The organism is Microbacterium marmarense, from assembly GCF_037204165.1.
GTDB lineage: Bacteria > Actinomycetota > Actinomycetes > Actinomycetales > Microbacteriaceae > Microbacterium > Microbacterium marmarense.
This window is the reverse complement of sequence record NZ_JBBDGL010000001.1, coordinates 355946-375294: the sequence shown is the minus strand read 5'-3', so window position 1 is coordinate 375294 and position 19349 is coordinate 355946. Positions and strand designations below refer to the sequence as shown.

Below are 19349 nucleotides of genomic sequence, written 5' to 3'. Positions count from 1 at the left end.
TGACGCGGCAGCGCATCCGGCGATGCAACATCGGGTTCATCGCTAAGACCGTCGACCATACGCTCGTCGCACATGAACCCCCAGGGTCCCACTGATGCGACAACCGCGGACTGGTCGTCAGAGGCCAAAAGCCTCTTCAACGCTAACCCGCGAGAGCATGCGCGTCAAAGTGAAACCCGAGCGCCGGTCGTCATTGGAAATATGTTGCTCCCGGTATGCGTCGAGTTATCCACCCCACGCGTCAACGCGCACAACTGCTCGAAAAGCCATCCAACCTGGCTTTATGCGGCGCTGGCGCCTCTAGTCTCGTCACGCGCCACACGTGCATGACGATTCGCTTGTCCATTGGAAGCGCGCGCCAGATGCCTTGTACCGTTGCCAGCTGTCGACCCCGCGCGAGCAATGAAGACCACGCTCGTCATACGGCGGGGTTGACAACAGCGCGATCCCTGTTGCATGGTTAGTTAGTCAAGTAAGTAACCAACCAACGGAGGCGCCGTGATCGAAGATGGCCGTGCACTCTTCCTGCAGATTGCAGAGAGTGTCGAAGACTCGATCATCGACGGCAGCCTGGCCCCAGAGGCACAGGCTCCGTCGACGAACGAGCTTGCCGCATTCCACCGCATCAACCCCGCTACGGCAGCCAAGGGCATTGCCCTCCTCGTCGACAAAGGCATTCTCTACAAGCGCCGAGGCATCGGCATGTTCGTGGCGGCGAACGCACGAATCCTGCTCCTTGAAGAGCGCCAAGCGCGCTTCGCGCTGCGATTCATCGACCCGCTCATCGGCGAAGCTCGCAAGCTCGGCCTGAGCAGCGATGACCTTGCCGCACTCATTCAGTCACGAGCAGCTTCTGCTGTCACACCTACATCCGACTCAATCCAGGAAGGACCCGCACGATGACTGCAGTCATCGAGGTCACCGACCTCACCAAGCGATACCGCGAAGTCACCGCGGTTGACAATGTCAGCTTCACCATCGAGAAAGACACGATCTACGGCCTGCTCGGCCGAAACGGCGCCGGCAAGACAACGGTGATGTCGATCCTCACCGCGCAGAACTTTCGCACGTCTGGCAGCGTCAAGATCTTTGGCGAGGAGCCCTACGAGAACGCTGACGTGCTCAAGCGGATGTGCTTCGTTCGCGAGAGCCAGAAGTACCCTGACGACGCGCTGCCCTCGCACGCGTTCCGCATGGCGGCACTGTTCTTTCCGCACTGGAACCAAGAGTTGGCCGATCGGCTGGTCGAGGACTTCCAGCTCCCCAAGAAGACACGCATCAAGAAGCTCTCGCGCGGGCAGCTGTCGGCGGTTGGCGTGATCATTGGTCTCGCGTCGCGCGCCGAGATCACGTTCTTCGATGAGCCCTACCTGGGTCTGGATGCCGTCGCTCGCCAGATCTTCTACGATCGCCTGCTCGAGGACTATGCCGAGCATCCACGAACCGTGATTCTGTCGAGCCACCTGATCGACGAAGTGTCGCACCTGATCGAACGCGTACTCGTCATCGACAAGGGCCAGATCATCATGGACGAGAGCACGGATGCTACGCGTGACCGCGCGGCGAACATCGTCGGCGATGCTGCAGCAGTTGACGCATTCATCGGCGAGCGCGAGGTGATTCATCGTGAGAGCCTCGGCCGCGTAGCCTCCGTGACGGTGCTGGGCGCTCTGACCGGCGAAGATCGCGCACGTCTCGCGGCGACGGGCCTCGATGTCGCGCCGGTGTCACTGCAGCAGCTGATCGTTCGCATGACGCAGCACGCCAGCGGTAACACCGATGAACAGACCTCTCTCGACGAAGGAGCAATGCGATGAGCCGCACAGTGAACGTCGTTCGAATGCAGTTCATCAACAAGCAGACCTACGTCTGGATCCCGCTGATCATTCTGGCAAGCGCATTTGCCATCACCCTCGCGATCTACGGCATTCTCATCGCTGCCGGAGTCGATGGCCCCAAAGTAGGCGGCGGCGCGCAGGCGCCGCTGTGGTACTTCTTCGCGGTGGGAATCCAAGCTCTCACGATGACATTCCCTTTCTCGCAGGCCATGAGCGTCACGAGACGCGAATTTCTAGGCGGCACGCTGCTTGCAGCCATGCTGGCCTCGATCGCACTCGCTGCCGTGTTCGTCGTCGGAGGACTCATCGAGCTCGCCACCGACGGGTGGGGGCTGAACGGCTGGTTCTTCTACCTCGAATGGGTGTGGGAGAGCGGTCCGGTGGGCGCCGCGTTCGTGTACTTCGTCACTGCAATGCTGTTCTTCATCACCGGACTGTGGTTCGCAACCGTCTACCGACGTTTCGGCGGTCTCGGGTTGACGGTAGCGCTCGTGGGACTCGCCGTGGTCGTCGTCTTTGCAATGTTCGTCATCGGACAGCTCGACGCCTGGGCCGCAGTGTTCACGTGGATCAATGAGTTGGGCGCCGTGGGGCTATCGCTGTGGGGCGTGGTGCTGCTGGCGGTAACTTCGCTAGTCGCCTTCTTGACGCTGCGCCGCGCCACGCCCTAGCGGGTGTCACCTGCAGCCGACGGCCACTTGGGACAACTCAGTGGCCGTCGGCTGCTTCGGTGTGGTGACGAATAACCTCGGCGACGACGAAGTTGAACCACTTTTCGGCAAACTCGGGATCAAGCTCTGCGTCGAGAGCGAGCTGGCGCAAGCGCGCGACCTGCTGCTCTTCGCGGGCAGGGTCAGACGGCGGCATCCCATGCTCTGCTTTCAGCACACCTACCTGCTTGGTGGCTTTGAAGCGCTCCGCAAGCAGATACATCAGTGCAGCGTCGACGTTGTCGATGCTGCCGCGGAGGCGCTTCAGCGTGAGTGTCGGGTCTTCGTTCATGGGTGGTCCTCCCCTCAAATGTCGAGGATACCTGAGCGTCAGCCGAGTGCCCACTAAGGTGAAACCATGAGCGATGGCACACCTGAGTCGACCCCTCTTGCCGCGTCTGCCGCAGCGGGGACAGATAGCGCCCATGTCAGTGCAGGTGCAGACGCGGGCTCAACCGCCCTGTCGACCTACCCCGAGGCGCCGACTGCCCGATTCTGGGCAAGGCTGGACGGCCCGTTTGGGGTGGGGTTCATGCTCACGCTCGGCGGTTTGGCGGCGCTGGTGTTGGGACTCGCCATCTCGAATCTCGTCACGATCATCATCTACATTGCGTTCGCGCTCTTCGCTGCGCTCGGGATCGATCCCATCCTGAAGCGTCTTGAGCGCCACAACGTGGCTCGTGGCTGGGGAGTCACGATCGTGTTTCTCACGCTCACCGTCGCCTTCGTGGGCATTCTGTGGTTGATCATCCCAACCCTGGTGCAGCAGATCACTCAGTTCGTGACCGACCTGCCCACGACCATCTCGAACTTTCAGAACTCCGACTTCTTTCACTGGCTAGAAGGCATCTTCGGCACCGGGCTGTCGGGTCTGCTCACCGAGGCTGAAACCTTCTTCACCAACCCGTCGAACATCGCGAAGATCGGCGGCGGCGCGTTGCAGGTCGGCGTCAGCATTGCGACCGGCATTTCAGGTCTGCTCATCGTCGTTGTACTGACGCTGTACTTCGTGGTTTCGCTGGAGCCCATGAAAGAAGCGCTCGCTCGCTTTGCCCCCGCGCGCAACCGGCCGAAGGTGAGTGCGATGACCAACGAGATCACCGATTCGGTCGGTGACTACCTGATGGGCATGGTCGTGCTGGCCTTCTTCAATTCGCTCGTGGCTTTCACGCTGCACCTCGTGCTGGGTCTGCCCTTCCCGTTGCTTATGGGCGTGCTCGCCTTCTGCATTACGATCATCCCGCTCGTCGGCCCCGTACTCTACTGGATCGTCGCATCGGTGCTCGCGGTGTTCACCAGCCCGATCTCGGCGCTGATCTTCGCGCTCTGCTACCTCGTCTACATCCAGATCGAGGCCTACGTGATCACGCCGAAGGTGATGAGCAAGGCCATCGAGATTCCCGGCGCGCTCGTTGTCATCGGAGCGCTGATCGGTGGCACACTGCTCGGCCTTCTCGGAGCGCTTGTCGCTGTTCCGGTCACGGCCTCTATCCTGCTCATCATCAAACAGGTATTGATTCCCCGGCAAGACGCAAAGGTCTAGCGGCCCGCGCGCTACCGCGCAGCGAGCAGGCAGGTCGGCGACGGCGCTTCAACCCGGTGTCGCACCGCAGAAGGCACGCCAGTGCGTGTGTCGAGGGTGAGCGAAGCAATGTCGTTTGAGAACTGACCGGCGACCACCAGCGTGTCACGCACGACCACGTGGTGGCGGGGCCAGTTCACGCCCGCCTCAACAACCGCGACCGGAGCCAGCGCATCGCCAGCACCGCGCACGCGGATTGTCGCGAGGGTATTGCTACCGCGCACGCCCGCGTAGAGAAATTCGCCGTCGCGAGATGGGGCAAGTTCAGCGGCGGTATCACCGGGCAAGGTTCCCGCGCCGAGCTGGGATCCCGCCACGAGTCGCCACTTGCCCGTGATGTCGGGGGCGAGCGCGAAGATCTCGCAACTGAGCTCTGCGACAACGTACAGATGCCCGCTCGGATGCCACACCATGTGCCGTGGGCCGCTGCCAAGCGGAAGCACGACCTGCTGCACGAACTGCAGTTGCGAATCGACCATGCGCCAGAACCTGACGAGGTCAAGACCCATATCTGTGGTCGCGATCAGGCCGTCACGCACGAACGCTGCCTGATGGGTGCGTGACGGTCGGGATGCTGCCACCCCTGGGGCGTCGGCCGGAACCTGCTCGACACCGGGCACATTGTCGATGGGGCCATCGTGATCGGGAATGAGATGCGAGAATTCAGATCCGGCTGCCGCGCGGAGCGCACGAGTCGCCTGCGCGAGGTCGGCGCCGGGATCGGGCTGCGGTTCCTGCGACGCATTGAGCGCGTACGGGTCTGCCGCAGGAGCACCGAGAGTCGGACTCGATGGGCGACCAGCGGCATCCAGGCTCATTCGAACGACCCGGCCATCACTCCAGCAACTGGCGATCAACGACAACCCGTTCGGCGCGACGGCGACGTGACAGACGCTTTCCCCTGCCTCGACCGCTGTGCCGAGCGGCGCGAAGGAAAACTCGCCGGTGCGGCGATATGCCTGCACGGACCCCGCGCCTTCAAGGGCGGCATATACGACATCGAGAGTGGGATGCGCGCTGATCCACGATGGCGATCCTGATGCCGCCGCAACCTCGCCGCCGAAAGAAAGCGGCCCGCCTGCTGACTCTGAGTCAACATCGCCCGCCACGAGCGTGCTGATTCCCGAGGCGATGCCCCCAGCGCCAGCCGCATAGCCGCCGAGCCAGAACCGCGCCATCAGTCGACGAGATCGTGGCGCACGATGACTGCATCGCGAGCCGGCCCCACCCCGATGACCGAGATTCGGGTGCCGCTCATGGCCTCGAGTGCGAGCACGTAGTTCTGTGCCTCGATCGGAAGTTCTTCGAAGGTGCGCGCCCCCGAAATATCGCCCTGCCATCCGGGGTGGTACTCGAGAATCGGCGTCGCGTGGTGAAAGTCGGACTGATTGACCGGCACCTCGTCGAAACGTTCGCCATCGACGTCGTAGGCGACACACACGGGAATCTGCTCGAGCCCACTCAGAATGTCGAGCTTGGTGAGCACGAGGTCGGTGATGCCGTTGATGCGGGTCGCGTACCGCGTGATCGGGGCGTCGTACCAGCCGACTCGACGAGGGCGGCCCGTGGTCGTGCCGAATTCGAAACCGCGGGAACGAAGGAAGTCGCCGTTTTCGTCGAAGAGTTCCGTCGGGAACGGTCCCGATCCGACGCGGGTTGTGTACGCCTTCACGATGCCGACAATGCGGTCGAGACGGTTCGGTCCGACACCCGAACCGGTGGATGCTCCACCCGCGGTCGCCGAAGATGAGGTCACGAACGGGTAGGTGCCGTGGTCGACGTCGAGCATGGTGGCCTGGCCACCCTCGAAAACGACCACATCTCCGTTGGAGAGCGCGTTGTCGAGCAGCAGTCCGGTGTCAGCCACCATCGGTTTGAGCCTGGGTGCGTACGACAGCAATTCGTCGACGACTTCGTCGGCGGTAATGGCGCGGCGGTTGAAGAGCTTCACCAGCAGGTGGTTCTTCTGGTCGAGCGCACCTTCAACCTTCTGGCGAAGGATGTTCTCGTCGAAGATGTCTTGCACCCGAATACCGACGCGGTTGATCTTGTCGGCGTAGGCGGGGCCGATGCCTCGACCGGTGGTGCCGATCTGACGCTTGCCCAAGAAGCGCTCGGTCACACGGTCGAGTGTGCGGTGGTATTGCGTGATGAGGTGCGCGTTGGCACTCACCCGCAGTCGCGAAGTGTCGAGTCCTCGGGCTTTCAGTGCATCGAGTTCGGCGAACAGCACTTCGGGGTCGACAACCACGCCGTTGCCGATCACCGCGTTCACTCCCGGCGAGAGAATGCCGCTCGGCAGCAGGTGCAGCGCGTACTTTTTGTCGCCAATGACGACCGTGTGGCCGGCGTTGTTGCCGCCGTTGAACTTGACGACCCAATCGGTTCGGTCACCGAGAAGATCAGTGGCCTTGCCCTTGCCCTCGTCACCCCACTGCACTCCGACGATCACAATGCCTGGCATAGGTCTTCCCCCCGTAGTCGAGACGGTTACACCCCATCCTATCCGGGGCGCACCGTCTCGACCTAAGAGCGTCGGAGGTCAGACCTCGCGACGGCGTCGCACGATCAGCAGAATGCCCATCCCGATCACGAGTACGGCAAGCGACGACGCGATCGATACCGCTCGAGAATCGAGGCCGGTCGCCGGCAGTGGCGGCTCGAAGGTGTTCTCGAGTGTGAACGACAGCGCGGCATCGCCATAGATCTCGAAATAGCCGTCGTCTGCTGCCGCACTGTCGGAGACACTCGTGAGACTGATCTGTGGGATCACGTTGCCGTCCGCATCGTACAGCTGCGTCGAATCGGCTCCGCCCGTGTCGGTCTCGACGAGCCCACACCTGGTGCCCGCCTGAATTGATTCGTAGGTGGTGGTGTAGTCGTTGCTCGAGTCGAGCGTTCTGACTGCGCCGCCCACGATGTTCGGCACGATGCTTCCATCACTCGGATCGATGCATTGCATGGTCACCTCGAACGGGCCCTCTCCGCGTTGGTCAGCTCCCTCACCGCTCACCCGCTTTTCGACGGTGACCGAGCCGCTCAAGAAGGTGTTGGTGACCACAACGCGCACCGGGTCGTCTGTCGGGCCACCGATGATCACCTGGTTTGGCTCGACCGTGCTTTCGTTGGCGCCTGCCGCATCCGTCTCGGAGATGTGACAGCTTGAGCCGGTCGGAATACCCGTGATCGTCACCTCAAGCGGTTGATCGCCGCCGAGAATAATCTCTTCGTCGTAGACCACGAATGGCAGCAGGGTGCCGGTGGTCATCACGCAACGCACGTGAACAGTGAAGGGACCCTGCCCGAAATCTGCTGCGCCACTTCCTACGACGTCCTTTTGAATGACGAGATCGCCGGAGCGGAACACGTTGACCACGAACATGTCGACCGACGTGTTCTCTTCGACCGTGACTGAACCGCTCAGCGGGAGGATGAACACGCTGCCAGCCCCGCCGGTATCGGTTTCAGTAAGCGAGCACTCCGCTCCGTTCGGCAGACCTTGATAGCTGTTGCGATAGTCGTTGTCGGCATTCAGCGCACGCAGTGCTGTTCCGGGAACATCGATCTCGATGGTCTCGCCCTGAAGCTCCCAGGTGCACGAAAGGTGAACCCAGAACGTCGTCTGCGAGCCGTATTCCGAGCCCTCACCGATGATCACCTTGCGCACATCGATCCCGCCGACGTCGTAGCGGTTATCAACACCAATCGACACCGATGCGCCGGGTTCGACAATGACGGCGCCGTCGGCCGGCGTGAACGTCACTTCTGAGGCATTCGCTTGATCGGTCTCAGCCAGCACACATGCTGCGCCGTCGGGCAGATCTTGGTACGTGGCGGTCATGCCGGTGGCCGCTGCGAGATCGCGAGAAGCTCCGCCTGGGATCACAATCGTCGCACCATTGAATGTGCACGAAAGCTCGACCGTAAAGCTTGCCGGCGTCGCCCACTCGGCAGCCTCGCCCGATACTGTCTTGGTCACCACGATCTCACCGAGGTCAAAGGTGTTGTCTACAGTGACGGCGACCGGCGCCCCAGGTCCCCCGACAACGACCTCGCCGTTGTTCGGCGAGATGCTCGACGCGGTTGCTCCACCGTCGTCGGTTTCGGTGACGACGCATTCGGCACCGGGCGGCAGCGCCTCGTAGCTCACGGTCTCGCCGACGGTGAAGGTGCGAGTCGGACCACCGGGAATATCGATATCTGCGACCACCCCATCGATCTCGGCGGTACACGCCAGCGAAACGGTGAACTCAGCGTCGTCCCAAAGCCCCGCACCGTCGCCAGATGTCTCTTTGGTGACTGCGATACTGCCAACTTCGAAGGTATTCACGACCGTGAAGGATCGCTCAACCTCGCCCTGCACCTGCCAGAAGCTCACCGGCTCTCCGGTGACGTCGTCATAGATCACGTTGCTGACGGAATTGCCCGGGTCTGTCTCGCTGAGAATGCAGTAGGCACCGGCGGGAAGCCGCTCATAGGTCGCGGTGAAAGCGTTCGAGTCCGACAGCGTGCGCACATCACCACCGGGAATGTCCACAAACAACTGCCCACTGCCGATGTCAATGCACGTGATTGTGACCTCGTAGGAGGAGTCGGCCCAACTCGAATCGCCGTCGAAGGTCTTCTTCACCGTCGCGCTGCCCTCGGCGAATGTATTGGTGATCACCACATCAACCGCCTCGTCGTCGACGATCGTGGTCGGAGAGAACTCGATGATCGTCGACGTGGCGTTGCCATCGTCGGTTTCCACGATCGAGCACTCCGAACCAGCCGCGATCTGATCGATCTGCACTGTTGCGGGCACCCCTGGATCCGCGGCGTCGGGCCCGAGCACGACCTCGCCAGACCACGTCGTGTCTCCGTCGAGCGTGCAGTCGACCTGCAACACGTACGGCCCCTCCGCGAAAGGCGAGTCGAGCGGTTCTACAACCTTGCTCAGAACAAGCGAACCGTCGCCGAAGACGTTCTCGAAGGCAACCTCGTTCGTCACCGCGTTGCCTTCGCCGGGAGTAAGGGTGATCGTGGTCGAAGTAGCGCCGGTCGAGGGCACGTCACCGTTGGCATTGGAGGCAGTGGTCGTCGTGCTTGCTGCCCCATCTGTGTCGGTCTCAACCACCGAGCAGCTCGCGTTCGCAGGCAACCCGGTGAGCGCGGCAGGATCACCAACATCGATCGAGACGAGCATTGGGCTGACCACGTAACCCTCCGCCAGCACGGTCTGCCCGTTGAAAGTGCAGGTGACTGCGACGCTGAACGGTCCGTAGTCGATCGGGTTGGCGTCCTGGTCGACCGCATCGGATTCGACGGACTTGAAGATCTCAAGGCCGGCTAGATCGTAGAAGTTGTCGAGGGTCGCCTGTCCGACTTGCTCGGAATTGTCCGGCCCGGCAACGACGCCGCCGGTTCCCGACGACGAGACCTGACCATTGTCGCCCTCGACGATCTCGCACTCTGCGCCATACGGCAGATTCTCGACCGTCTGAGGCTCGCCTGGGCTGAGCTGCAACACGATCGGATCAAGCTCGGCCTCGACGGGCGTCCCCGCCGCCGAGACGCACTGCAGAGTCACCGTCAATGGGTCGGGGGCGAACGATGCTCCTGGCCCGCTCACGGTCTTGAGCACCTCGAGGTCGCCGGTAGCCAGAGCCACACCCGTCTTCGTGCCTTCGACGGGAACCATGTCCTGCGATCCGCTGCTCTGCTCAAGCGTGAGGTGCGCACCGGTCGCAACCGTGTTCCACGCGATCGTGTTCGTGCCCGCGGTCTCAGACACTGCCGGCGTGTAGGTGCGGCCATCGACCAGCACTACTTCACCTGGCTCGAGCGGGTCGTCTGACAAGTCCATCACCACTTCGATACCGGTGATCGTCGCCGGATCCGCTACCTCGCTTACGTCGACCCAGTCACCGACTGCGCAGGCGCCCGTTGACGTCGTCGCGAGGTCATCGGTGCATACGTCTCCCGTCGACACCCGGTAGCTCCACGACAGCGGCGTACGGTTGACGATCTCGATGCTGCCGGGAACGAAGATGGGCGTCCACTGGCTGTCGCGTTCTATCGAACTGATCGCGCCGGTATCACCGGGAGTGGGAATGCGATCCACCAGCATCACGCGATCCATCGGGATGTTTCCCGTGTTCGCGATCGCCATTCTCCATTCCACGACTCCACCGGGCTTCGAAATCGGCACACACGTGGCGGTGTAGAAGCCCTCTGCACCAGGGTCGAGCACATCGGACGATACAGGTCCGCAGTCCTCGCCTGATGGGGAGGTGAACTGGCCGAGCTCGGGATCGAGCACGCGCACGAGTTTGCCAGAGCGCGCCGCGCCGGCAGACAGCACCTGCACCTCGGTGTCGGTGCTGCACGTATCGGTGTCGGGCCCCGAGCCGTTGCATTCGTCGAAGATGCGGTCGCCCGAAACGTCGGCACTGTTGTTGATCACAGTGTTTGCCGCCACGCCGGGGACCGTCACCATGTCGATAGTGATCGTGTAGGTCTCACCGACTTCAAGATTGGTCCCGTCTGGAAACCGGAAGGTATACACGTTGTCCACCACAGTGACAGCGACATCGGCGGTGTCGACCGGCATCGGCAGACCGGTCGAATCCTGCGCTGTGCCCGTCAAGGAATAGCTATAGGGACCGTCGGCACCGGCATCCGGGTTCAACTCGAGCAGCCCAGCATCGGGGGTGTCGGTGATCACGGGGTTCTCGATTGGCAATTCGCCGTCATTGGTCACCGAGATTGTGTACGGAATGACCGCACCGGGCAGCACCTGGCTTCCCTCGACGGGGGACTTCTCGATCGTCACCGAGCTCGGCAGGTGCTCGTAATAGATGGTGTCGGATGCTTCGGCGTGCACGAGATTCGGGTTATCGGGGTCCTCAGACTCGCAGACGGTATCGAGAATCGCGCAGGCATAGACGTCGATGTCGTTGGTGAACTCACCTGGCGCTGCTTCGCCCGGCGCCGGGTCGAGATCGCTTCGGTCTGTGGGCACCTCGCCCCCGGAGCGCAACTGTGAACGACGTTCGACGATCACCGGCACATCTTGGCGAGGATCAGTGGGGTTCTCCCACTGCGCGAACTCGCCGTCATCGTTCAGCTGGAAGAACGTGAACCTCACGCCCCTGACATCGGCGGCGTCAAGCCCGGCGGGCAACGGGTCTGCAAGAAACTCCGCCTCGGTCTGGGCGACGCCGTTGGTCCAGGTTCCGCCTGTCGTGATCAACTCGCCGGCGACATCGGTGTACGTCACATCGCGCAGAACGTCCATCCGCACGCGGTTGATGGGCTCGGTGAAGGTAACCGACTGATCGATACCGACATAGTCGAACGCGTTCCAGAACGTGTCATCTCGGTCGACGATGCGCGTAGCACCAGTTCGCGCGGAGCCCTGCGGCTGCACCGAGAGCGTCATCGTCACGGGGTCGTTGTCGGGCTCGGTCTGGGCGTCTGGAGTGAACACCTTCTCGCCTGCGACTTCGAGGCTCAGCTGGTCGAACTCGACAGTGGCATCGGCCTCAGCCTCGGTCACGTTCTGTCCGTCGACTCCACCTCCAGCGTCGCTGACGGTCGCCAGGGCGACATTGGTGAGCGGATCAGGAACCGGGTCGGTCGTTGAATCCAGCACCACGTCAGTCGCACGGGTTTCGGTGCGAAGGCGCAGGTCCATGACGACAACGCCATGAGCGTCGGAGTCGATGCGGCCGAAGAAGTCGACCGTCACCCCGACGACATTCGCCAGCGTTGCAGCATCCAGTGCGAGAGCTTCGTCACGGTCGAGCACCGACGACGTATCGGCGACGCCGTCACCGTCTTCATCACGCGCCAAGGTGACGGTCGTGAGCGACGCGTCTGAGCCGGCGGGATTGTCGATCTGGCGAAAGGTGAGCAGGTCGAAGTACTCGAACGGGGTCTCAGATGCTCCAGGCATCGGATCTTGGATGGTCAGCTGGTCGACCTTCGTGGCGGTCGAGTTCACGACATCGAGGGTCACGCGACCTGTCGGATACTGCGCCTGTGTACTCCCCTCGATCGGAAGACCGAACGGGCTGTTCGACCAGGTCTTGGTGAGGTCGACGTTCAGCGGCACGTCGAGGATTGCGATCGTGTCGGAATCGTCGGAGTCGACGACGACGTCACCTTCGGCGTCGGTGCCGCTCGCGTTCGCGACATCGAGCACTGTGCCGATCGCGTCGTCGCCGTCGTCGACGTTGTAATCGAGATATCCCATCACGGGCTCCCCGTCTGAGCGACGCTCGTCACGCAGCCGGAAGTGCAAAGAGACCTCGCGGTCATTGCCGCTCGAGCGCGTTACTCCGCTGCCGACCGGCGGCGCAGTGGGGTCGGTGGAATCCATCCGACCGCTGCCTTCTTCGAAGATCACGCGCACGCCGAGTGCCGCACTGCGATCTGCCCCGTTGAGGGTCAGCCCCTCGAAAGAACCGTCGCACGGGCAGGGGTCACCCGTGATCGGCTGCCACGATTCACCATCCCAGATTTCGATCGCGGCGATCTGGTCGTACTGCAGGTAGGGATCGTCGTCGGCGGTGATGGGATCGATGCTGATGAGGTCGAACGCATCGTAGAACGACTCGGCGAGCGCTGCGGCGTCGGCGTCATCGTCGCCCGCGAGCGAGGCAGGGTCTGCTTCATCCTGGATGACCATCTGCTCGATACCGCTCAGACCACCGGTTGACCAGTAGAGGTGGGCGCGGACGTTGGCCTGCGAGCGCGCGACGACGGTGTTGGGGGTGATGTCCTTCTCGAGTACGTCCGGGCCCTCTTCGGGGTTCCACGGATCGAGATCGACGTCATCACAGTCCGACGACGTCGCTGCCAACGCCGACGTCAAGCCGTCAGAGCCGCCAGCCGAGCTCGTGCCGCAGTTCTCGATCGTCACGGGAGCTTCGGTCAGCGTCGACGGGTCACGTTCACTGTCTCGAATCTCGGCAGTGAAGTGGGGCGCGACTGTCGTGCCGGGCGGAAATGACGACCCGTCATCGGCGGTGTAGACGAACTGCAGCCCTTCGATCTGCGCCTGCTGTTCCGGAGTGATGTCCATCGTGAAGTCGTCGACCGGACCCTCTACCGATACCGGCTGACCCGACGCGTCGAGCAGGGGAACCCACTCGGTGCCGTTCCAGTAGTTGATCGTCATGGTGGTGTTCGGCGGCACCGCCGTGTTCGTGATCTCGGTCGCATCGAAGGTGTCCCAGAATGTCCCGTTGACGTCATAGGGCACTGTCTGGGGTTCTTGCACGATGATCTCGGTGGCGTCTGTCGTCGACCCGGGGAACGGACTCAGCTGTCCGGTCAGGGTGATCAGTACCCATTCGCCCGGTCGATCGAGAATCTCAGACGGATAGATCGACTTGTCCAGGATCGTCTCGAGGTGCTTCTCGTAGACGAGAAGATCGTCATCGGCGTCCGCCGCGACGTTGCCACCGGCAGGACCGGTGCCGTCGACCGTCGCTACGTTGGTAAGCGAGGCCGGATATCCCTCCTGATCAGGATCGGTGTCGACCTCGAAGGGGATATCGGTAGTGGCTCCGGGCTCGATGTCTCCCGTGAAGGTGATCTCGAACCGCACGACCGTGCCGCTCGGATCCGGGGTGGATCCGCTGGGGAACGATGACGGCCCTTCGGATGTGCCGTCATCGTAGTAATACGTGATCGTCGCGCCGGTAGCACCCTGCGGGTATTCGATGCCTTCGGTGAACCCGCCGAAGGCCATCGACGCGTTGAAGCCATCGGCATAGGGGTCGCCCCCCTCACCGAGCGCGGGCTCAGTGATCGTCATGTCGGTCAGGGCGAAGTCGCTGTCGTTGCCCGCGGTGATGGTCGCTGTGCTCGCTTCGCCGGCAGCGACCGCGTTGGGGTCGAAGACCTTCGCTGCCGCGATGTCGATATCTTCGGCAACGACTTCGTGCGTCGCCGAAGCATCGTCACTGGATGTATTGCCGGCAAGATCGATGGTGCCGTCGACGGTGTTGGTCACCATCGACGTCGGCAAGCTCTGCACGTCGTCGGGATGCTGCATCCCGATCTCGACAGAGCCGGTCGATCCTGCAGCGATACCAGGATCGACCGTGCTGGTGAACACGATCTGCACTCCCTTGACGTCGGCTGGGTCGACGTCGTCGGGCGCGGTCGGCTGCGCCGGTGCGGTGACGACCGCTCCGGCAACCCACGAGCCGGTGGTGTCATCCCAGACCAGCACCTGGGCGGTCTCAGCGCCGTCGGGGTACGTCACCGCACCTATGCCGGTGAACGGAAGGGTGTCGAAGGGGTTGTCGGCGGCTGTCGGGTCGACCGGGTCGGTGAGCGTCACGGTATCGACGTTCGCGTTGGAGCTATTGGTCGCCGACACCGTCGCCGTGACGGGCAGCCCCGGGGTCGCCACTGCGCTCGGCGGATCGAGCACCTTGGCGGTATCGACGGCGAGGTCGAGCGGCACGACGAGCGTCACGTCAGCAGAAGAGTCAAGCGGACCCGAGGTCTGGGTCGACGCATCGGTCACCGCGGTGTTGGTCAGCGTGGTGCCGTTGAGTTCATAGGGAAGCGGATCGCGGGCGGTGACGCTGATCGTGACGATCCCGGTCGTTCCACCAGGCAGTCCCGTGCCGCCAGACGCGGTGGGCATGTCGAAGTCGACCTCGACGTCTTGACCGTCGACCGAAGACGAGCCGCTGAGTCCCGCGCCGATGGCGACGCTGTTGACGATGAGTTCGGCCGGCACCGAGTCGGTGAGCACGGCGTCGTTGCAGCCGGTCGTGATCGAAGTGCACGACACCACAATGGTGTAGCTGAACGTCTGACCCGGTGCGACCTCAGAGACGCTCGCGGTTTTGGTGATCTCGACGTCGCCGTCTGCCGCAAAGGCAGCAGGGGCGGCAACGACAGCTCCGCTCAGCACGACCGCGATCGTGGCGACGCACGCGATTATTCGCGCTCGCATCTGTCGCATCTGTCGCATCATTTTTGGTTTCCCACGAGGTGAATACGCACGCACGACACGATACCGACGATGCCGCCGAGAAGATAAGCCGGTTGTGGAAGATAGTCTTAACTGCATGTCCAAGGTCCTTCAGTCCCTCCCGGTCGGCGAACGCGTCGGCATCGCCTTTTCTGGAGGCCTCGACACCTCCGTAGCGGTCGCGTGGATGCGCGAGAAGGGTGCTGTCCCCTGCACCTATACCGGCGACCTCGGGCAGCCCGACGAAGACGACATTGCGGCAATCCCTGATCGCGCCCTCGAGTACGGCGCTGAGGTGTCCCGCCTGGTCGACTGCAAGACGGCGCTGGTCGAAGAAGGCTTCGGCGCGCTCGCATGTGGCGCGTTTCACATCCGCTCTGGCGGCCGCACCTACTTCAACACCACGCCGCTCGGTCGCGCTGTAACCGGCACCTTGCTGGTACGGGCAATGAAAGACGATGGCGTCGACATCTGGGGTGACGGCTCTACGTACAAGGGCAACGACATCGAACGCTTCTACCGGTACGGCCTGCTGGCAAACCCCGCGCTGCGCATCTACAAGCCGTGGCTCGACGCCGATTTCGTCACTGAACTCGGCGGCCGTCAAGAGATGAGCGAGTGGCTGGTTGAGCGTGGCTTCCCGTATCGCGATTCAGCTGAGAAGGCCTACTCCACCGACGCCAATATCTGGGGAGCCACCCACGAAGCCAAGACGCTCGAGCACCTCAACGTCTCGCTCGAAACAGTGCAGCCGATCATGGGCGTGAAGTTCTGGGATCCGAGCGTCGAAATCGAAACCGAAGACGTCAGCATCACGTTCGACGGTGGCCGTCCGGTTGCGCTCAACGGTCAGGAATTCGCCGACCCCGTTGCGCTGGTATTCGAAGCGAACCGCATCGGCGGGCGTCACGGGCTCGGCATGAGCGACCAGATTGAGAACCGCATCATCGAGGCCAAGTCGCGCGGCATCTATGAAGCGCCGGGCATGGCTCTGCTCTTCATCGCGTACGAACGCCTCGTGAACAGCATCCTGAACGAAGACACTCTCGCTACCTATCACGAGCAGGGCCGTCGTCTCGGTCGTCTGATGTACGAGGGCCGGTGGCTTGAGCCACAGTCGCTCATGTTGCGCGAGTCCATTCAGAAGTGGGTGGGGTCGACGATCAGCGGCACGGTGACGCTGCGTCTGCGTCGCGCCGAGGATTACACGATCCTCGACACGGTGGCGGCCGGCATGTCGTACTCCCCAGAGAAGCTCTCCATGGAGCGGGTCGGCGACGCCGCTTTCGGACCCACCGACCGCATTGGACAGCTGACAATGCGCAACCTCGACATCGCTGACTCACGGGCTCGGCTTGAGTACTACGCCTCGGCGGGGCTCATCGGCGGGCCGACAGGCGAGCTCGTTGGCCGTGTGACCGCTGGCGCGGCGAGCGAGATCACCGAACACGCGACGCCGCTGAGCGCCGAGCGCGAAGAACTCGCTGACGCTGTCGATGAAGCATCCGAGGGTTCGGCGTTCGATTTCGGCACCGACTGAAGACTCTCCGCCACGCGCACATAGGCACTGCGCAGCCCGCACCACAACGAAAGCTCTTCAATGTCGACGCTGACAGACTCCGAGAATCACGACGTACCCGCACCGCGCCGTTCGGTGGGCCGAACGATAGGCATCACGGTGTTCAGTGTCGTCGCTGGGGTGACGGTTATCGCGCTGATCGCGGTGAGCGTGCTCGTGTACAACGTGCAGCGGTCCTTCCCGCAGCTTGAGGGCACCATCGAGCTGCAAGGCTTGGCAAGTGACGTCACCGTGCAGCGTGACGTGCTCGGCGTTCCCACCATCACCGCACAGACCACAGATGACCTCTTTTATGCCGAAGGCTATGTGCACGCGCAGGATCGCTTCTGGGAGATGGACTTTCGTCGCCACGTAACCAGCGGTCGCTTGTCGGAGCTGTTCGGCGAGTCGCAACTCGGCACCGACAGATTCTTGCGCACGCTGGGTTGGCACGAGATCGCCGAACAAGAAGTTTCAGCGCTTGATGAGACCACGCGCTCCTACTACGAGGCTTACGCCAGAGGAGTCAACGCGTATCTCGCTGAGAATGACGGCGCTGATGCCTCGTTCGAATACGCCGTGCTGGCGCTTCAGAATGACGACTATGAGATTGAGCCTTGGACAGCAACCGACTCCGTCGCCTGGCTGAAAGCGATGGCTTGGGATCTTCGCACCAACATCGGCGACGAAACTGAACGAGCCATCCTCGCGTCGACGCTCTCATCCGACGAGATCGACGAACTCTACCCTGGGTATCCGTTCGACGAAAACCCGGTGATCGTTCCACAGATCTCTGACGCTCCCGCAGTTGCCACCGCATCGACTGCGATCTCTGCGGGCAGCGACATCAGCAGCGCAGCATCCATCGAGTGGACCGAGGTCGACGGTGTGATCGAAGCCGTCTCTGCTCTCGTCGGCGACGCGGGCGAGGGCATCGGCTCGAACTCCTGGGTCGTGTCGGGCACAATCACGGAATCTGGGTTGCCGCTGCTGTCGAATGATCCCCACCTCGGGGCTGCGCTGCCCAGCGTCTGGTACCAGATCGGCCTCAAGTGCACGACGGTCAGCGAGGACTGCCCGTTCAACGTCTCGGGGTTCAGCTTCTCGGGTCTACCCGGTGTGGTCATCGGGCACAACGATCGGGTCGCGTGGGGCTTCACGAACCTCACCACCGATGTCACCGATCTCTATCTTCAGAAGATCGAAGACGGCTCATACTGGCGAGATGGCGAGCTCGTGCCACTGGAAACACGCACCGAAACGATCAAGGTTGCCGGCGGCGAGGATGTGCAGCTGAACATTCAGACCACCGACAACGGCCCGATCGTCTCAGGTCTTACCGACGACTTCACCGCGATCGCAGCGGCCCCTTACGTCGGCACAGATGGCACGATCACCGAACCCACCGATGCGCCGGCAGGCGACTACGCGGTCAGTCTGCGCTGGACGGCGCTCGAGCCGGGCACGACTGCAGCTGCGATCTTCTCGCTCAATCTTGCTCAGAACTTCGAGGACTTCCGAGGTGCCGCCGAGCAATTCGACGTGCCCGCACAAAACCTGATCTATGCCGATGTCGACGGAAACATCGGCTACCAGACTCCCGGTCGACTTCCGATTCGCGGTGCGGCCGACGGTTCGATGCCGCAGCCCGGATGGGACTCGGCCTTCGACTGGCAGGGCTACATTCCGTTCGAAGATCTGCCGGTGTCGTACAACCCTGACGAGGGCTACATCGCGACCGCCAACAACGCGATCGTGGGTGAAGACTACGAGTATTTCCTCACCAGTGATTGGGACTACGGCTGGCGCGCAGCCCGCATCACCGATCTGCTTGATCGCAAGATCGCCGAGGGACCACTCACTGTCGAAAGCATGCGCGCGATCATGGCTGACAACGAGTTCTGGATCGGAAAACGGCTGATCGCTGCCTACCTTGATATCTCGGTCGATGAAACGGGCCCGGATGCTGCGCTCGCGCTGCTGGAGCAGTGGGACGCACAGAACAGCGCCGACTCGCCTGCCGCCGCCTACGCGAATGTGCTGTGGGATGAACTCGCGAAGAACCTGTTCACGCGCGGACGCGAGAACCCCGCGCCATTGTCAGACCAGGCGCGCATGTTCTTGGTCGTTGACGAACTTCTCGCAGACCCGGCTTCGCCGTGGTGGACGAACGAGGAACTCGACGTAGCGAACCAGCAAGAGATGCTCGAACTGAGCGCCAAGAACGCCTATGACACCCTCGTCGATCTCGCGGGAAGCAATCCCACGGCATGGCGATGGGGAGACCTGCACGCGTTGACCCTGACGAATGACTCCTTCGGCACGTCGGGTATCGCGCCGATCGAATATCTCTTCAACCGCGGCCCGTACCCGGTGGGCGGTGGCAGCTCGGTGGTCAATGCCACGGGCTGGGTCGTTGGCAGCGGCTTTGAGACCGTCACCGTTCCCTCAATGCGCATGGTAGTTGACCTGGCAGACCTGGATGCGTCGGGGTGGAACAATCTGACCGGCGCGAGCGGCCATACTTATCACCCGAACTATGTCGACCAGACCGAGGGGTGGCAGAACGCGGAGCTGACATCGTGGCCCTTCACGCGCCAAGCCATCGAGGACGCGACAACACACACCCTCACCCTCACGCCGGGGCAATAGCGCGGCGGAACGCGAGCACCGCTAC

At 62.6% G+C, this 19349-nt stretch carries 10 protein-coding genes; 6 read left to right on the top strand and 4 right to left on the bottom strand.

Translation table 11 applies throughout. The annotated features are described in order from the left end of the window. Nucleotides 1-498 precede the first annotated feature (498 nt). From WDU96_RS01675 to WDU96_RS01665, 3 genes are read left to right on the top strand one after another with little or no spacing between them, the layout of a single operon-like run. The gene (locus WDU96_RS01675) at nucleotides 499-903 is read left to right on the top strand and encodes a GntR family transcriptional regulator (protein WP_337336746.1); all 405 of its coding nucleotides are present in this window, start codon (nucleotides 499-501) and stop codon (nucleotides 901-903) included. After that, a complete protein-coding gene (locus tag WDU96_RS01670; protein ID WP_337336745.1) occupies nucleotides 900-1817 on the top strand; it encodes an ABC transporter ATP-binding protein in 918 nt (305 codons plus the stop codon). The genes WDU96_RS01675 and WDU96_RS01670 overlap by 4 nt, the downstream gene beginning before the upstream one ends. Next, the gene (locus WDU96_RS01665; protein ID WP_337336744.1) at nucleotides 1814-2509 is read left to right on the top strand and encodes a hypothetical protein; all 696 of its coding nucleotides are present in this window, start codon (nucleotides 1814-1816) and stop codon (nucleotides 2507-2509) included. The genes WDU96_RS01670 and WDU96_RS01665 overlap by 4 nt, the downstream gene beginning before the upstream one ends. Before the next feature lie 37 nt (nucleotides 2510-2546). Here the strand turns inward: WDU96_RS01665 and WDU96_RS01660 are convergent, their stop codons facing one another. After that, nucleotides 2547-2840, bottom strand: a complete 294-nt coding sequence (locus WDU96_RS01660; protein WP_337336743.1) for a chorismate mutase — start codon at nucleotides 2838-2840, stop codon at nucleotides 2547-2549. Nucleotides 2841-2906: 66 nt separating this feature from the next. On the opposite strand from WDU96_RS01660, the gene WDU96_RS01655 reads away from it, so the two are divergent. After that, complete coding sequence (locus WDU96_RS01655) at nucleotides 2907-4091, top strand: AI-2E family transporter (RefSeq protein ID WP_337336742.1); 1185 nt, start codon at nucleotides 2907-2909, stop codon at nucleotides 4089-4091. A gap of 11 nt (nucleotides 4092-4102) precedes the next feature. Here WDU96_RS01655 and WDU96_RS01650 read toward each other — a convergent pair whose 3' ends face one another. From WDU96_RS01650 to WDU96_RS01640, 3 genes are all read right to left on the bottom strand, one after another. Beyond that, nucleotides 4103-5308: a lactonase family protein gene (locus tag WDU96_RS01650; RefSeq protein WP_337336741.1), complete on the bottom strand. Its 1206-nt coding sequence runs from the start codon at nucleotides 5306-5308 to the stop codon at nucleotides 4103-4105. Further along, nucleotides 5308-6594, bottom strand: coding sequence for an adenylosuccinate synthase (locus WDU96_RS01645; RefSeq protein ID WP_337336740.1), 1287 nt, complete (start codon nucleotides 6592-6594; stop codon nucleotides 5308-5310). Before WDU96_RS01645 ends, WDU96_RS01650 begins: the two co-directional genes overlap by 1 nt. Before the next feature lie 78 nt (nucleotides 6595-6672). Then, on the bottom strand, nucleotides 6673-15105 hold the full coding sequence (locus tag WDU96_RS01640) for a DUF5979 domain-containing protein (RefSeq protein WP_337336739.1): 8433 nt from the start codon (nucleotides 15103-15105) through the stop codon (nucleotides 6673-6675). 106 nt (nucleotides 15106-15211) lie between these two features. Here WDU96_RS01640 and argG point away from each other — a divergent pair, with 106 nt between their 5' ends. Together argG and WDU96_RS01630 are read left to right on the top strand one after the other, a co-directional pair. Further along, the gene (gene argG / locus WDU96_RS01635) at nucleotides 15212-16654 is read left to right on the top strand and encodes an argininosuccinate synthase (protein WP_337336738.1); all 1443 of its coding nucleotides are present in this window, start codon (nucleotides 15212-15214) and stop codon (nucleotides 16652-16654) included. 60 nt (nucleotides 16655-16714) lie between these two features. Beyond that, complete coding sequence (locus tag WDU96_RS01630) at nucleotides 16715-19324, top strand: penicillin acylase family protein (protein WP_337336737.1); 2610 nt, start codon at nucleotides 16715-16717, stop codon at nucleotides 19322-19324. Nucleotides 19325-19349: the final 25 nt, after the last annotated feature.

What these genes read in the sequence shown, in the direction of transcription:
- WDU96_RS01660 (WP_337336743.1), bottom strand. Translation starts at nt 2,840, where the DNA reads ATGAACGAAGACCCGACACTCACGCTGAAGCGCCTCCGCGGCAGCATC.
- WDU96_RS01650 (WP_337336741.1), bottom strand. Translation starts at nt 5,308, where the DNA reads ATGGCGCGGTTCTGGCTCGGCGGCTATGCGGCTGGCGCTGGGGGCATC.
- WDU96_RS01655 (WP_337336742.1), top strand. Translation starts at nt 2,907, where the DNA reads ATGAGCGATGGCACACCTGAGTCGACCCCTCTTGCCGCGTCTGCCGCA.
- WDU96_RS01645 (WP_337336740.1), bottom strand. Translation starts at nt 6,594, where the DNA reads ATGCCAGGCATTGTGATCGTCGGAGTGCAGTGGGGTGACGAGGGCAAG.
- WDU96_RS01665 (WP_337336744.1), top strand. Translation starts at nt 1,814, where the DNA reads ATGAGCCGCACAGTGAACGTCGTTCGAATGCAGTTCATCAACAAGCAG.
- WDU96_RS01640 (WP_337336739.1), bottom strand. Translation starts at nt 15,105, where the DNA reads ATGCGACAGATGCGAGCGCGAATAATCGCGTGCGTCGCCACGATCGCG.
- argG (WP_337336738.1), top strand. Translation starts at nt 15,212, where the DNA reads ATGTCCAAGGTCCTTCAGTCCCTCCCGGTCGGCGAACGCGTCGGCATC.
- WDU96_RS01630 (WP_337336737.1), top strand. Translation starts at nt 16,715, where the DNA reads ATGTCGACGCTGACAGACTCCGAGAATCACGACGTACCCGCACCGCGC.
- WDU96_RS01670 (WP_337336745.1), top strand. Translation starts at nt 900, where the DNA reads ATGACTGCAGTCATCGAGGTCACCGACCTCACCAAGCGATACCGCGAA.